Source organism: Mycobacterium sp. (genome assembly GCF_040398885.1).
In the GTDB taxonomy this organism is placed as follows: Bacteria; Actinomycetota; Actinomycetes; order Mycobacteriales; family Mycobacteriaceae; genus Mycobacterium.
The window spans coordinates 1-13029 of sequence record NZ_JBBATF010000089.1 but is presented as its reverse complement, the minus strand read 5'-3'; the positions used below and the strand labels follow the sequence as shown (position 1 = coordinate 13029).

The 13029-nt window shown below is 70.2% G+C and carries 14 protein-coding genes; 9 read left to right on the top strand and 5 right to left on the bottom strand.

Features of this window, described 5'->3' with window-relative positions:
- Nucleotides 1-195 precede the first annotated feature (195 nt).
- Nucleotides 196-1080, top strand: a complete 885-nt coding sequence (locus ADBZ5U_RS09875) for an LCP family protein (protein WP_526264884.1) — start codon at nucleotides 196-198, stop codon at nucleotides 1078-1080.
- A gap of 14 nt (nucleotides 1081-1094) precedes the next feature.
- Here ADBZ5U_RS09875 and ADBZ5U_RS09870 read toward each other — a convergent pair whose 3' ends face one another.
- Together ADBZ5U_RS09870 and ADBZ5U_RS09865 are read right to left on the bottom strand one after the other, a co-directional pair.
- A complete protein-coding gene (locus ADBZ5U_RS09870; protein WP_526264882.1) occupies nucleotides 1095-1901 on the bottom strand; it encodes a glycerophosphodiester phosphodiesterase in 807 nt (268 codons plus the stop codon).
- 4 nt (nucleotides 1902-1905) lie between these two features.
- The gene (locus ADBZ5U_RS09865; RefSeq protein WP_526264880.1) at nucleotides 1906-2976 is read right to left on the bottom strand and encodes a DUF4328 domain-containing protein; all 1071 of its coding nucleotides are present in this window, start codon (nucleotides 2974-2976) and stop codon (nucleotides 1906-1908) included.
- A 462-nt stretch (nucleotides 2977-3438) separates the two neighbouring features.
- On the opposite strand from ADBZ5U_RS09865, the gene ADBZ5U_RS09860 reads away from it, so the two are divergent.
- From ADBZ5U_RS09860 to ADBZ5U_RS09850, 3 genes are all read left to right on the top strand, one after another.
- Entirely contained in the window at nucleotides 3439-4062 is a 624-nt protein-coding gene (locus ADBZ5U_RS09860; protein ID WP_526264878.1) for a superoxide dismutase, read from the top strand.
- Between the two features lie 130 nt (nucleotides 4063-4192).
- A complete protein-coding gene (locus ADBZ5U_RS09855; protein WP_526264876.1) occupies nucleotides 4193-4723 on the top strand; it encodes a peptidase in 531 nt (176 codons plus the stop codon).
- Nucleotides 4724-5104: 381 nt separating this feature from the next.
- On the top strand, nucleotides 5105-5503 hold the full coding sequence (locus ADBZ5U_RS09850) for a transcriptional regulator (protein ID WP_526264874.1): 399 nt from the start codon (nucleotides 5105-5107) through the stop codon (nucleotides 5501-5503).
- A 5-nt stretch (nucleotides 5504-5508) separates the two neighbouring features.
- On the opposite strand, the gene ADBZ5U_RS09845 is transcribed toward ADBZ5U_RS09850, so the two are convergent.
- Genes ADBZ5U_RS09845 through ADBZ5U_RS09835 form a run of 3 tightly spaced genes read right to left on the bottom strand, consistent with a single transcriptional unit; the run spans nucleotide 5509 to nucleotide 7957 of the window.
- The gene (locus tag ADBZ5U_RS09845) at nucleotides 5509-6603 is read right to left on the bottom strand and encodes a hypothetical protein (RefSeq protein ID WP_526264872.1); all 1095 of its coding nucleotides are present in this window, start codon (nucleotides 6601-6603) and stop codon (nucleotides 5509-5511) included.
- Entirely contained in the window at nucleotides 6600-7091 is a 492-nt protein-coding gene (locus ADBZ5U_RS09840) for an ImmA/IrrE family metallo-endopeptidase (RefSeq protein ID WP_526264870.1), read from the bottom strand. Before ADBZ5U_RS09840 ends, ADBZ5U_RS09845 begins: the two co-directional genes overlap by 4 nt.
- Entirely contained in the window at nucleotides 7088-7957 is an 870-nt protein-coding gene (locus tag ADBZ5U_RS09835; RefSeq protein ID WP_526264867.1) for a hypothetical protein, read from the bottom strand. Before ADBZ5U_RS09835 ends, ADBZ5U_RS09840 begins: the two co-directional genes overlap by 4 nt.
- Before the next feature lie 146 nt (nucleotides 7958-8103).
- Here ADBZ5U_RS09835 and ADBZ5U_RS09830 point away from each other — a divergent pair, with 146 nt between their 5' ends.
- The 5 genes from ADBZ5U_RS09830 to ADBZ5U_RS09810 all read left to right on the top strand — a co-directional run.
- The gene (locus ADBZ5U_RS09830; RefSeq protein ID WP_526264865.1) at nucleotides 8104-8760 is read left to right on the top strand and encodes a DUF6474 family protein; all 657 of its coding nucleotides are present in this window, start codon (nucleotides 8104-8106) and stop codon (nucleotides 8758-8760) included.
- The gene (locus tag ADBZ5U_RS09825) at nucleotides 8760-9266 is read left to right on the top strand and encodes a copper resistance CopC family protein (protein ID WP_526264864.1); all 507 of its coding nucleotides are present in this window, start codon (nucleotides 8760-8762) and stop codon (nucleotides 9264-9266) included. The genes ADBZ5U_RS09830 and ADBZ5U_RS09825 overlap by 1 nt, the downstream gene beginning before the upstream one ends.
- A gap of 65 nt (nucleotides 9267-9331) precedes the next feature.
- Nucleotides 9332-9754: a hypothetical protein gene (locus tag ADBZ5U_RS09820; RefSeq protein ID WP_526264862.1), complete on the top strand. Its 423-nt coding sequence runs from the start codon at nucleotides 9332-9334 to the stop codon at nucleotides 9752-9754.
- 7 nt (nucleotides 9755-9761) lie between these two features.
- On the top strand, nucleotides 9762-10268 hold the full coding sequence (gene rraA, locus ADBZ5U_RS09815; RefSeq protein ID WP_526264860.1) for a ribonuclease E activity regulator RraA: 507 nt from the start codon (nucleotides 9762-9764) through the stop codon (nucleotides 10266-10268).
- A gap of 58 nt (nucleotides 10269-10326) precedes the next feature.
- Nucleotides 10327-13029, top strand: a 2703-nt coding sequence (locus ADBZ5U_RS09810) for a penicillin-binding protein (protein WP_526264858.1), incomplete at its 3' end; no start/stop codon positions are given.

The window sequence follows — 13029 nt, the reverse complement described above, 5'->3', positions numbered from 1 at the left end:
CCCCGCCCGCCGCATCGACTGCCCGGGCCGTCGCGCGCAGTCGATCCGGCGCCGGTGCCCAGGGCGCCGCGCCGGCCCGCCCCGCAAGCCGGTCGCCCCAAGCGGACCCGAAGCCGCCGCGAGGTCTTTCGCCGGGCCCGGGCCGCCCTGTTCGCCGTCGTGCTGGTGGCCGCCACCGCGGGCCTCGGACTCTCGTTGTGGGCGGAGACCGGACTGCACCGGGTCGCCGTGTTCAGCGCCTACGACGGCCGCCCCGCGCCGTCCGCGGGAACGAACTGGCTCCTGGTCGGATCGGACAGCCGCGCGGACCTGACCGAACAGCAGCAGGCCGAATTAGCCACCGGCGGCGAGGTCGGGACCGGCCGAACGGACACCATCCTGCTGGTTCACATACCCGGACTGCTCTCCGCCGAGCCCGCCACCATGGTCTCGATTCCGCGCGACTCCTATGTCGACATCCCCGGCTACGGGATGGACAAACTCAACGCGGCCTTCGCCGCCGGCGGAGCACCACTTCTGGCGCAGACCGTCGAGGAGTCGACCGGACTGCGGCTGGACCACTACGCAGAACTGGGATTCGCCGGATTCGGCGGCGTCGTCGACGCCCTCGGCGGGGTGACGGTGTGCCCGCCAGAGCCGATCGACGACCCGTTGGCCGGAATCAACCTTCCGGCCGGCTGTCAGGTGCTCGACGGCCCGAACGCCCTGGGCTACGTCCGCACTCGAGCCACACCGCGTGCCGACCTGGACCGGATGCTGCACCAGCGCGAGTTCATGTCGGCGATGCTGCGCCGCGCCGCCAGCCCCGCCGTCTGGCTCAACCCGTGGCGCTGGTACGCCGTGCCGCATGCCGGACTGTCGGCGGTGACCGTCGACGCCGGGGCCCACATCTGGAACCTCGCGCGGCTCGGCTGGGCGCTGCGCGGTTCAGCCACCACGGTGACCGTGCCGATCGGGGAGTTCACCGCCAATGAGGCGGGCGCGGTGGTGATTTGGGATCCCGAGGCGGCCGGCTCGCTGTTCGGTGCGCTGCGCACCGATGCGCCCATCCCGCAGCAGGTCATCGACGGCCAGCCCTGAGCGCCGCGGTCCGGCTACCTTCCCGGCCCGGGCAATCCGTTCTGCAGCCAGGTCTTGGTGCGGCCCGGGTGGTTGGTTGCGATCCACCCCACACCTACGTCCCGGCAGAACTCGACGTCCTCGTAGTGGTCCACGGTCCAGCAGTACATCGCCCGGCCCTGCGCGGCGGCACGGTCGACGAGTTCCGGATGTTCGCGCAGCGTGGCGATCGACGGCCCGACCGCGGTCGCCCCGACCGTGGTGGCGGCTCCGCCGCCGAGATAGCGGGAGGTCTCGCCGAGCAGCACCGTCGGCAGCAGTGGCGCGGCGCGCCGGATCCGCCACACCGCCGCGGCCGAGAACGACATCACCACCGCGCGGGACAGATCCGCCGAGGCCGGCGAGGCCAGGCCGTAACGATTCAGCAGAGCCAAGACCTTGCTCTCCACGAGGGCGCCGTAGCGCACCGGGTGCTTGGTCTCGATGAAGACCTTCACCGGGCGGTTGGAGTCCAGCACCAGATTCAGCAGGTCCTCGAGGGTCAGTAGGCCGGCGTCGGCGATGCCGCTGCCATGCCATGCGCCCCAGTCGAATTCGCGAAGCTCGGCAAGAGTCATATCGCTGACCAGACCGGTGCCGGAGGAGGTCCGGTCCACCCGCCGGTCGTGCACACAGACAAGGTGACCGTCGCGGGTGAGCCGCACGTCGCACTCGACGCCGTCGGCGCCCTCCTCCAACGCGAGCTGATAGGCCGCCAGAGTGTGTTCCGGCCGATCGGCCGACGCGCCGCGATGGGCGACCACGAACGGGCGCTCACCGTGCGGGGCGGCGGTCGGCGGCATAGCCCTATGCTGCCGGTTCCCGGTCCCTGGACTCAACACCCGGTTCGGCCTCGACGAACGCCCCGTCGGACTCGGTTTCGGCCTCGAACTGCTGTTCCGGTTCCACGGGCGGCTGATCGGCCGTGGCGATCACCCAGCGGTTCAGCGGCCGGCCCACCGGCTTGCGGACGAAACCGTCGAGCACCCGCCACAGCAGGACCAGCACCGCCAGGCCGGCGAGATACGCGACGATGACGGTTGCGGTGTTGTCGGCGACACCCTGCGCGTCGGTGGCGCGACTGGTCCAGATCGCCCAGCCGCAGATGAGGAACGTCACCGCCCACGCGATCCACCACAGCGTGACGGGCCCCCGCTGCCGTTCCTGGCCGCGCTCGGCATTGGACAACTCGAGGACGAAAACCGGCGCCCACAGCAGATTCACCCCCGGGATCAGGCAGCCCGACCACAGCGCCCACCTGGGTCTGGGGTCGTCCTGACCGTGCGCGGCAAAAGCCGCGGCGCGCCTTCCGATCAGCCAAGAGGTCAGGGTCACGGCGGTCGCGACGACGGCGGCGATGGCGGCCAGGCTCATCAGGACTCCGCTCAGCAGCGAGCCGATCGCGACGAATGGCGGCAGCAATGTGGTGCGGTTGACGAGCAACAGCACGTACCGCACGACATGGACCCCGGCCGCCAGCGCGAACACGACAGCGGCGCCGATCAGGACGGCCCGCGCGGTGGCCGGTGAGGTGGCCTTCGCGGCCGCGCGCTCGACCGTGTCGGTCGGCGGGGCGACCTGGTCGACCAGACCCCAGCGCGGAATGGACTCGTATCGGGGCGTGGGCCCGAGTGGACGCCGGCGGCGGCGGGGCGGCGGCGGTGGACCCGGCCGTACCGCGATCCAGCGGAAGCCGGCCGGGGGCCGGGGTGCCGTGACCCGGGACCGCGGCGGCTGCTCGGGCGCACCGGCGGGCTGCTGGACTGCCGGCGCCGCCGCCGCGGGGGCAAGCAACGGCCCCTGGCAGCGCGGACACCACATGCGCTGGCGGTCCCGGACGTTCCACCGTGTCCCGCACCGGGAACACACCTGAATCACGAGGACAAGACTAGCGATGCGCACCGCCCAATCCCGATGGGCGTGTTTGTTTGGGGCCGCCCTCGCACGGGCACCCACTTTCAGCAATCAGTGACTATCCACAGTTTCCACAACTTTATCCACAATCGGCTGGGCGCCTGATCACCGGTTCCGCGCACCATGGGGCGGCACTGCGCCGAGTCGACTGTGGATAACGCGCCGATAACGGCCCGGACACGGTCCGGGTTCGGTTGGCCGGTCAGCGAAGTATTCCGGGTGGCCGGCGGCGGTTCGCGCTACCCGACTCGCCGTGCGCGCGGGGGCCGCTTGTGACACATTTCACTGGGCGTGCCGACCGCGCCATTGCGGCGCGCGGCGTCGATAGAGCAAGGTTGAGGATGTTTGCACCGTGCACCCGCAACGCCGGCGCACCGCACGCGATCTCACCGCACGCCATCAGCGCATCAAGAAGGAAGGAATCACGTGGCTGAGTACACCCTGCCCGATCTGGACTGGGACTACGGCGCCCTGGAGCCGCACATCTCCGGGCAGATCAACGAGCTTCACCACAGCAAGCACCACGCCGCTTACGTCGCCGGCGCCAACGCCGCGCTCGCCAAGCTCGAGGAGGCCCGTGCCAACGACGACCACGGCGCCATCTTCCTCAACGAGAAGAACCTCGCCTTCCACCTCGGCGGCCACGTCAACCACTCGATCTGGTGGAAGAACCTCTCGCCCGACGGCGGCGACAAGCCCGGTGGCGATCTGGCTGCCGCCATCGACGACGCCTTCGGATCGTTCGACAAGTTCCGCGCCCAATTCACCGCGGCCGCCAATGGACTGCAGGGCTCCGGCTGGGCGGTGCTGGGCTACGACAGCCTCGGCGACAAGCTGCTGACGTTTCAGCTCTACGACCAGCAGGCCAACGTGCCGCTGGGCATCATCCCGCTACTCCAGGTCGACATGTGGGAGCACGCCTTCTATCTGCAGTACAAGAACGTCAAGGCGGACTACGTCAAAGCGTTCTGGAATGTGGTCAATTGGGCCGACGTCCAGAACCGTTACGCCGCCGCCACTTCGAAGACCAAGGGCCTGATCTTCGGCTGACTCCACTCGGATCTCGGGGGGCGGCGCGCCGAGCGTGCCGCCCCTCTTCCGTTTCTAGCACTCCCGTCCTATTGTCTGCCAGCCCTGCGGTACCCGATGATGTTGCGTCAAACGGTTCGCGGGAGGCGAGATGGACAGGTCGGGATGCCCCATCGAGATCGCCCCCTTCCACGCCCGCGGGTCCTTGAAGGGTTTCGTGGTCTCCGGCCGATGGCCCGACTCCACCAAGGAGTGGGCCCAACTTCTGATCATGGCGGTCCGGGTGGCGTCACTGCCCGGACTGCTGTCGACGACGACCATCTTCGGCGTCCGCGAGGAGTTGCCGGAACGGCCCCAGCCCGGGACCGTCGGCCTGGTTCTGGCCGAGGGAACCGTTTTCGGGAAGTCCGCGGTCCTGCCCGGGCATTTCGCAGAGCGCCAACCGCCGGCCCTGATGATGCTGCATCCCCCCTGCGAGACCACGCCGTCCCTACCGGAGTGTTCCGGCGCCGCCTCGGGTTGCGTGCTGCTGCCGGGTCTGCCCCATCTCGGGCTTGAGCACCGCGCCGCGTGGGTCGAGGCGGAGGCGGACGGCACCGTCACCAACATGATCAGCCGGGTGGGCGTCGACCCCATCAGCCACCCGGACACCGCCATCCTGGCGATGCTGCTCGCCGCCTGAAAGCCAGCCCCCGCCCCCAAGAAAACTGAGTGTGGGCTGAACATTAGCTGAGTATCCAGCAAATCCGCCGGGTCGTTCGACTTGGCCGCGCGGCGGTTGCCAGCGCCGGTTGCGCCGCCTCGGCGCGGATGGTTCGAGTGGCAACCCGAGCTAATCGGAAAAGCCGACCGGAAGTCTGGTCTTGTGCCCTTGTTCACGGCTTCTATTCGGCCCTACCTGCGACTCCCGCAACTGCGATCCGTTTGCCAACAAACCGGCACACGCGAAATCTCCGGGACCCCGGTGTTTGCAGTTGGCCGTTTCGCAAATACCGTTGTACAGTCGGCAGCAAAGACGATTAGGGTTGTGAAGGCTCTGAATCCAACGCATGGAGGACACCCGATGAGTAACACGTTCGCCGCACGACTGAACAGGTTGTTCGACACCGTTTACCCGCCGGGTCGTGGTCCGCACACGTCAGCCGAGGTGATCGCCGCACTGAAGACCGAAGGCATCACCATGTCGGCCCCCTACCTGTCGCAGCTGCGGTCGGGCAACCGCACCAACCCCTCCGCGGCGACCATGACCGCGCTTGCCAACTTCTTCCGGATCAAGCCGGAGTACTTCACCGACGACGATTACTACGGGAAACTCGACAAGGAGTTGACCTGGCTGGCCAACATGCGCGACGAGGGTGTCCGCCGGATCGCCTCGCGAACGGTCGGACTGTCCCCGGAGGCACAGCAGGACGTCGTCGAGAAGGTCGACGAACTGCGCCGCCGCGAGCACCTCGACTCCTGAACGGCTCAGCCGAGGCGGTCGAGCGTCCGGTATTGCCGGGCGATTTCGAGTATCCAGTCGCGGTCCGACCAGTCCTGCGGCTGGCTGAGCCAGCCGCGGCCGGGGAAGTTCTCGGCCGAGTCGGCACGGCCGGCGTTGATCCACCGGGCAACCGCGCGGGCCCGTTCGGCGGGGCTCGCGGCGCCCGGCACCTTGTTGTCTTCGGTACCGGCTCCTTGCCGAGCGAGCATGCTTTCGAGGTAAAGCGCGTCGGAGATCAACGAAAGCCGCTCGGCGACCCGGAAAACCAGCGGCCCGCGGGGACGCACGCCGATTCCGATGTCGGGGTGGCGGCGTTCCATCTCTCGCCGCAGCGGTTCGATCAGACGCAACTCGCGGCGTGCCCCGATCCAGTCCTCCACCGAGGGCAGTAGCGCGCCGGCCGCGACAATCGCCATCGCCCACAGCAGCATGGTGACCGCGGCGCTCACGCCCACCAGCTGGTTGCCGTCGGTCCCCCGGCCGACCGCCCGGGTGATGAAGAAGGCGCTCGCGCCCACGATCAGGGTGATGCCCGCGGTGAACAGCAGCAGGGCCCGCCCGCGGCGGCTCGCGCTGGACAACCGCATACCGACCCAGGACACCACCGTCAGGGCCGGAAGTACGTAGAGCAGCGGAACCAGCCAGTCGAGCGCCTGGTCGGGTAGGCCGAGATTTCGGGCGAGGTACTCCTCGGGGGCCATCTCGGCGCCGCGGCCGTCGATCAGGAACAGCACCAGGGTGGCCGCCGAGATCAGCGTGGCGACGCAGTACTGGACGACCGCCAGTCGTCGGGTCGCCTCCGGCCGGCGACCCGAGGCGACCGAGGTGATCATCACGCAGCTTCCGGCCGCCGACGCCACCAGCGCAACCTGACTCAGTGCCACCGAGATGTTCGGCCACCCCACCGAGGTGTTGACCAGCAGGGTCAGCGGCGGCCAATTCAGCGCGGCGACCACCGCCAGTCCCCCCAGCGCCACGATCATCGCACCGCTGACCACCGATTGCTGATTGACCAGAGCCCAGCCGATCCTCAGACCGGTGGCCATCCCCAGCAGACCGGCGATGATCCAAACGGTCAACCAAATGCCTCACCGAGGCGGACCTGCGTGATCGACGACCGGTCGCTGGGCAGCCGGCCGAGTCGGTACAGCAGCAGCGCGGCGAAGTCCTCGGCCTGCTGTTCGACGTCTTCACCGCCGGGCCCCATGCAACCGGTGCGCTGGTTGAGCATGTAGCTGATCAGGTCGTCACTGGCCACTTCCGCGTTCTCCCGGGCCAGTTCGGTGACCGGAGTGCCGTCATGGCCGAGCACCAGGTGCCCCAGTTCGTGCGCCAGGGTCCGATCGACCGTCGGCAGGCCGTCCTGAATCAGGAACTCGTCGTGGCCGGCGAACTGTCGCCACTGACCCGAGACTCCGGGCGGCAGGTCAGCTGTGGTCACCTGGATGGGTCGGCCCTGGTTATCGCCGACGGCGACCACCAAAGCCGCCAGTGACACCTCGCCGCGGCGCGGCGCCAGTGCGAGGACTTCGTTGACGGCGCGGGTCACCCGGCGATCGGCGCTCACCGGAGGAACCGGCCGGCCCCGGCAGCCCGCATGAGGTAGCCGGCTTTGGCCTGGCGATAACCGAACACCCCTCCCAGCGCCGTCATGCCGGCGATCGCGGCGAGCCCCGGCAGGGCCAGCGAGGCCACTCTTCCGAGGTTGGCGGTGCGCAGTTCGTCGGGGTAACCCAGGCGCGGGGGGGCCGGCGAATCCGGCGGCGAACTGCGGGGGGCTGCGGGTGGCACCGGGGACGGCCGGAAACCGTTCGGCGCGGCGGGAATCGGCGCGACGGCGACCGGAATCGGTGCGGGGCGCGGCAGAACGGCGGGCCCCGCCGCCGGCGGGACGGCCCCCACCGGGGCACCGACCGGCGGCTGCGCCGCGACGGCGACTGGAATCGGTGCGGAGCGCGGCAGAACGGCGGGCCCCGCCGCCGGCGGGACGGCCCCCACCGGGGCACCGACCGGCGGCCCGACGGTGGCGGCCTGCGGGGAATCGCCGTAGACCGGGACGAGTTCGGGAAGGGCCGGGGCTGCCGGCTCGGCGGCTGCCACCGGCGGTCTCTGCACCCCCGGCCCGACGGTCGGCCTCATCGCTCCCAGAACGGTGTTGCCGCGTTCACGTTCCTGCGGTCGCGGTCCCGGCCGACAGACCCGGACCCATTCGCAAGGCCGGTTCCCGTCCCGCCCGGCGTCCCGGCCCTCCGATCGCGGGCTTGCCTCGGCTCCCGGGCGTCCCTCGCCCCGAACCGGGCGAGGGTTTTCGACTTCACCGACCGCGCCCACGTCGACCGGATCGGCGAGGGCGGTCCCGGGAGCGACACCGGTTCCCATCGCGAGCACGCCGGCGGCGATCATCCAGGTGATCACCGAGCGGTTCACGACCATCCCTCGACACGAACGGGGCGCCGTTTCGACGCCGGATCTGCAGGAGCGGTTCAATTGTGGCATATCCGCAGGTCGGCAGTACCCCGCTTGCCCGCCGGGATAGGGTTTTCAGCGACCGCCGCCCCCGAACCCGAAAGGCAGCCGCGATGGGCCTGTTCAAGAAGCGGAAGAGCCGCGCGACCAGGCGCGCTGAAGCACGCGCCCTGAAGACGAAGGCGAAGGTGGAGGCCAGACTGGCGGCCAAGAACGAGGGCAGGCGGATCAAGGCCGCCCTCCGGGCCGACCGGAAGACCGCCAAGGCGCAGGTGAAGGCGCAGCGCAACAGCGACCGGACGGCGATGAAGGTGGCTGAGACCAATCTGCGGGCCGCCCGGGAGGGAAAGTTGCTGGCGCCCAACAGGATCAAACGCACGCTGACCGCATCGCGACTGCTGGCGCCGGCGGTCGTGCCGGTCGCCTACCGGGCCGCCATCGCGGCCCGTGGCGTGATCGACGAGCGGCGCGCCGATCGCCTGGGAGTGCCGCTCACACAAATCGGGCAGTTCTCCGGGGCCGGCGGCCGGCTCTCTGCGCGGATCACCGGCGCCGAGAGGTCGTTGCACCTGGTGGCCGAACGCGCTCCCCAGGACGGTGAGACCCATCGGTTCGTGTCGGCGATCACCGACCGGCTTGCCGCGTTGTCCGCGGCGGTCCCGGCCGCGGAGAACATGCCGGGGCCGCGGCGCCGGGCAGCCCAGACCTCAATCGGCGAACAGCTCGATGGCATCGAGGCCGACATCATGTCCCGGTTGGGCGTGCTCTAGTGCAGCGGCCGCTGTCGTGGTACCTCGCAGCGGTTCTGCTCGTATTCGGACTGTCCGTCGGTGCGCCCACGGCCTGGGGACACACCGCCCTCACGTCGACCGACCCGGCCGCCGACTCGACCGTGCCGGCCGGACCGACCCGGGTCACCGCGACTTTCAACGAGCCGTTGCAGCCGGTGTTCGCGGCGATGACGGTGGTGGGACCCGACGGTAACCTCTGGTCCTCGGGCGAGGCCGAGGTGCGCGATGCGACGGCGAGCGTCGCGCTGCGGCCGCTCGGCCCGGCCGGCGCCTACACCGTCAACTACCGGGTCACCTCCGCCGACGGGCATGTGGTGGCCGGTTCGTGGTCGTTCACCCTGACGGCACCCGCCGCGGGTCGGCCCGGGCCGCCGGCCGGCACATCCGGACCCGGTGAACGCACGCTGCTGTGGCCTTTCGCCCTCGGAGCCGCGGCTGTGATCGCCGGAGCGGTCGTCCTGGCGGTGCGCCGCCGGCGCACCTAGCCGTGGGGGACCCGGGTGCGGCTGACATGATTGGGCCCGACTCGATTTCAGCATTGGAGCGGCAGATGGCAAACCCCGAACACAGGCCCGGCGCCGCGGCGCTCCCGCCGCGGACGGCACCGGCCAGGACAGCGGCGTCGCAGAAGGCGCCCGCTAAGAAGGCGTCGGCTAAGAAGGTCCCGGCCAAGAAGGCGCCCGCGAAAAAGGCCCCGGCCAAGAAGGTGCCCGCGAAGAACGCGGCGGTCAAGACCGCACCGGCGCGGCAAGCCCCGGCCGGGGATGCGCCGGCCGAGAGGGCCGTGTCCGTGGACACCGCCGCCCGGGCGACCGGCACCCCTGACGGCACTGCCGCCCCCGCCGTGCGGCAGGCCGGCAACCCGGTGACCCCGGCCGACGGGACCGGCCCCGGTTACGCCCTGCCGGTGTCCCTCGGCCTCGCCGCCGCCGGCGTGGTGGCGCTGGTGCTGTCCCGGCTCCGGCGGCACTGAGGCCGCCGTGGATGTCGCCTTCCGGCCCACCGCCGACCTGGTCGACGACATAGGCGAGGGCGTCCGAAGCTGCGACGTACAGTTCCGGCAGTTCGGCGGGGTGACCGAGTTCGCCGGTCCGATCAGCACGGTCCGGTGCTTCCAGGACAACGCGCTGCTGAAGTCGGTGCTGTCGGAACCCGGCGACGGGCGGGTCCTGGTGATCGACGGCGACGGTTCCCTGCACACGGCACTGGTGGGCGACGTCATCGCCGACCTCGGCCGGGCCAACGGCTGGGCCGGCCTGATCGTCAACGGCGCGGTGCGCGACGCCGCCACTCTGCGCACCCTGCGGTTCGGCATCAAGGCGCTGGGCACCAATCCGCGTAAGAGCTCGAAGACCGGTGCCGGCGAACGCGACGTGGTCATCGCCCTCGGCGGCGTGGAGTTCCGTCCGGGTGAGGTCGCCTTCAGCGACGACGACGGCATCGTCGTCGTGGACCCTGCCGCCGCCCCTGCCGTCGGCGCGGCCTGAGCGCGAGCCGAAGCAACCCCCGTTGGACCGACCGCCGGGTTCGCCTAGGCTGTGCGGAATGTCGGATCACTACCCCCCGACGCGCCCCACTGTCCGCAGGTTGGCGCTGGTGTGCGTGCTGGCCGGAGCGTTGCTGGCGGGCTTGCTTTTCCCGCTCGCCGGCGGGCTGGGCCTGGCGAGCAACCACGCCTCGGATCTGGTCGCCCAGGGGTCGGCCGACGTGGTCCAGGGAGACGTGCCGCAGGTGTCGACGATGGTGGACGCGGCCGGAACTCCGATCGCCTGGATTTACGTACAGCGTCGCTGGGAGGTCCCCGGCGACAAGATCGCCGACACCGTGAAACTGGCGATCGTGTCGATCGAGGACAGGCGCTTCGCCGCCCACAACGGCGTCGACCTGCCTGGCACCCTCACCGGTCTGGCCGGCTTCCTCAAGGGTGGCGCCGAGACCCGGGGTGGCTCGACCATCGAGCAGCAGTACGTCAAGAACTTCAACCTTCTGGTCAACGCCGAATCGGACACGGAGCGCGCCGCGGCGGTGGAGACCACCCCGGCGCGCAAGCTGCGCGAGATCCGGATGGCGCTGGCACTCGACAATTCGCTGACCAAGCCCGAGATCCTGACCCGCTACCTGAACCTGGTCCCGTTCGGCAACGGCTCCTACGGGATACAGTCCGCGGCCCGGACCTACTTCGGAGTCGAAGCGTCCCAACTCAATTGGCAGCAGGCGGCCCTGCTGGCCGGTCTGGTTCAGTCCACCACCGCGCTGAACCCGTACACCAACCCGCGGGGCGCGCTGGACCGGCGCAACCTCGTGCTCGACACCATGATCGAGAATCTCCCGGATCGGGCCGACGAGTTGCGCGCCGCCAAGGAACAGCCGTTGGGCGTGCTGCCGAGGCCGGCGTCGCTGCCGCAGGGCTGTATCGCGGCCGGCGATCGGGCGTTCTTCTGCGACTACGCCCTCGAGTACCTCGCCCGGGCCGGCATCAGCAAGGAGGACGTTGCCCGCAAGGGTTACCTGATCAAGACCACGCTGGACCCCGTTGTGCAGGGCAGTGTCAAAAAGGCGATCAACGCGGTCGCCAGTCCGGACCTGGACAGCGTCGCCAGCGTCATGACCGTCATCCGCCCCGGCAAGGAGTCCCACAAGGTCCTGGCAATCGGGGACAACCGCGGATACGGCCTGAAGTTGGAGGCGGGGCAGACCGTCCAGCCGCAGCCCTACACCCTGGTCGGCGACGGGGCCGGGTCGGTGTTCAAGATCTTCACCAGCGCAGCCGCCCTGAACATGGGCATGGGCACCAACGCCCTGCTCGACGTCCCGCCGTATTTCGCCGGCCGGGACCTCGGCGACAGCGCCACGCCGGGCTGCCCGCCGAAGACCTGGTGCGTGAAGAACGCAGCCGGTTACCGCAGCCCGCTGAGCATGTCCGACGCGCTGGCGCTGTCACCCAACACCGCCTTCGCCAAGCTGATCGAGCAGGTCGGCGTGGGCCCCACGGTGGACATGGCGGTGCGACTGGGGCTGCGTTCCTACGCCGATCCGGGCACCGCTCGGGACTACGTGCCCAAGAGCGACGAAAGCCTCGCCGACTACATCAAGCGGGAGAACATCGGATCCTTCACGTTGGGCCCCTTCGAGGTCAACGCCCTGGAACTGTCCAACGTCGCGGCGACCCTGGCCTCCGGTGGTATGTGGTGTCCACCCAACCCGATCGAGAAGGTGGTGGACCGGCGCGGCAAGGAGGTCGTGATCCCGACCGCCGAATGCGAGCAGGTGGTGCCCGAGGGGCTGGCCAACACGCTGACCAACGCACTGGCGAAGGACACCACCATGGGGACCGGCGCCGCCGCCGCGGGCTCGGCGGGCTGGGGGCTGCCGATGGCGGGCAAGACCGGCACCACCGAGTCGCACCGGTCGTCGGCCTTCCTCGGATACACCAATCAACTCGCCGCGGCCAGCTACGTGTTCGACGACTCGCCGAAACCCGCTGCGCTGTGCGCTTTCCCGCTGCGCAAATGCGGCGGCGAGGGCAATCTCTACGGCGGCACTTCCCCTGCCCAGACCTGGTTTCTCGCGATGAGTCCGATCGCGACCGACTTCGGCCCGGTCACCCTGCCGCCGACCGACCCGCGCTACCTCAACGGTGCGCCGCCGGTGCAGGTCCCGGACGTGGTCGGCCTCAACCTAGATGCGGCCAGGGACCGTCTCCTCGACGCCGGGTTCAAGCTGACCGCGAACCCGGCGCAGGTCAACAGCACGGCCAAGAAGGACTCGGTGGTCGGCACCACGCCGAGTGGGCTGCAGATGCCGGGATCGGTCGTGACGATCAACACCAGCAACGGCGTCGCGCCGCCGCCGGTCTACCGGCCACCGCCGACCTATGTCCCGCCGCCGGTGTACAACGCGCCGGTATACAACGCGCCGACCTACACCCCCCGCTACGACAACGACGACACCTACGTCCCGGATTACAATCCGCCGCCACCTCCGCCACCACCTCCGCCGCCGCCACCGCCGCCGCCACCTCCGCCGCCGCCACCACCGGGCGTGAACATCATCAATATCCCGGGCCTGCCGCCGATCACCATCCCGGCCGGGCCTCCCCCGCCGCCGCCTGCTCCGCCGCCACCACCGGCGCCGCTTCCTCCACCGCCGCCACCACCACCGCCGCCGGCGCCGCTTCCTCCACCGCCGCCGCCTCCCCCTCCGCCGCCACCACCACCGCCACCGCCACCGCCCCCACCGCCCCCGCCG

What these genes read in the sequence shown, in the direction of transcription:
- ADBZ5U_RS09855 (WP_526264876.1), top strand. Translation starts at nt 4,193, where the DNA reads ATGGACAGGTCGGGATGCCCCATCGAGATCGCCCCCTTCCACGCCCGC.
- ADBZ5U_RS09820 (WP_526264862.1), top strand. Translation starts at nt 9,332, where the DNA reads ATGGCAAACCCCGAACACAGGCCCGGCGCCGCGGCGCTCCCGCCGCGG.
- ADBZ5U_RS09830 (WP_526264865.1), top strand. Translation starts at nt 8,104, where the DNA reads ATGGGCCTGTTCAAGAAGCGGAAGAGCCGCGCGACCAGGCGCGCTGAA.
- ADBZ5U_RS09850 (WP_526264874.1), top strand. Translation starts at nt 5,105, where the DNA reads ATGAGTAACACGTTCGCCGCACGACTGAACAGGTTGTTCGACACCGTT.
- ADBZ5U_RS09835 (WP_526264867.1), bottom strand. Translation starts at nt 7,957, where the DNA reads ATGGTCGTGAACCGCTCGGTGATCACCTGGATGATCGCCGCCGGCGTG.
- ADBZ5U_RS09870 (WP_526264882.1), bottom strand. Translation starts at nt 1,901, where the DNA reads ATGCCGCCGACCGCCGCCCCGCACGGTGAGCGCCCGTTCGTGGTCGCC.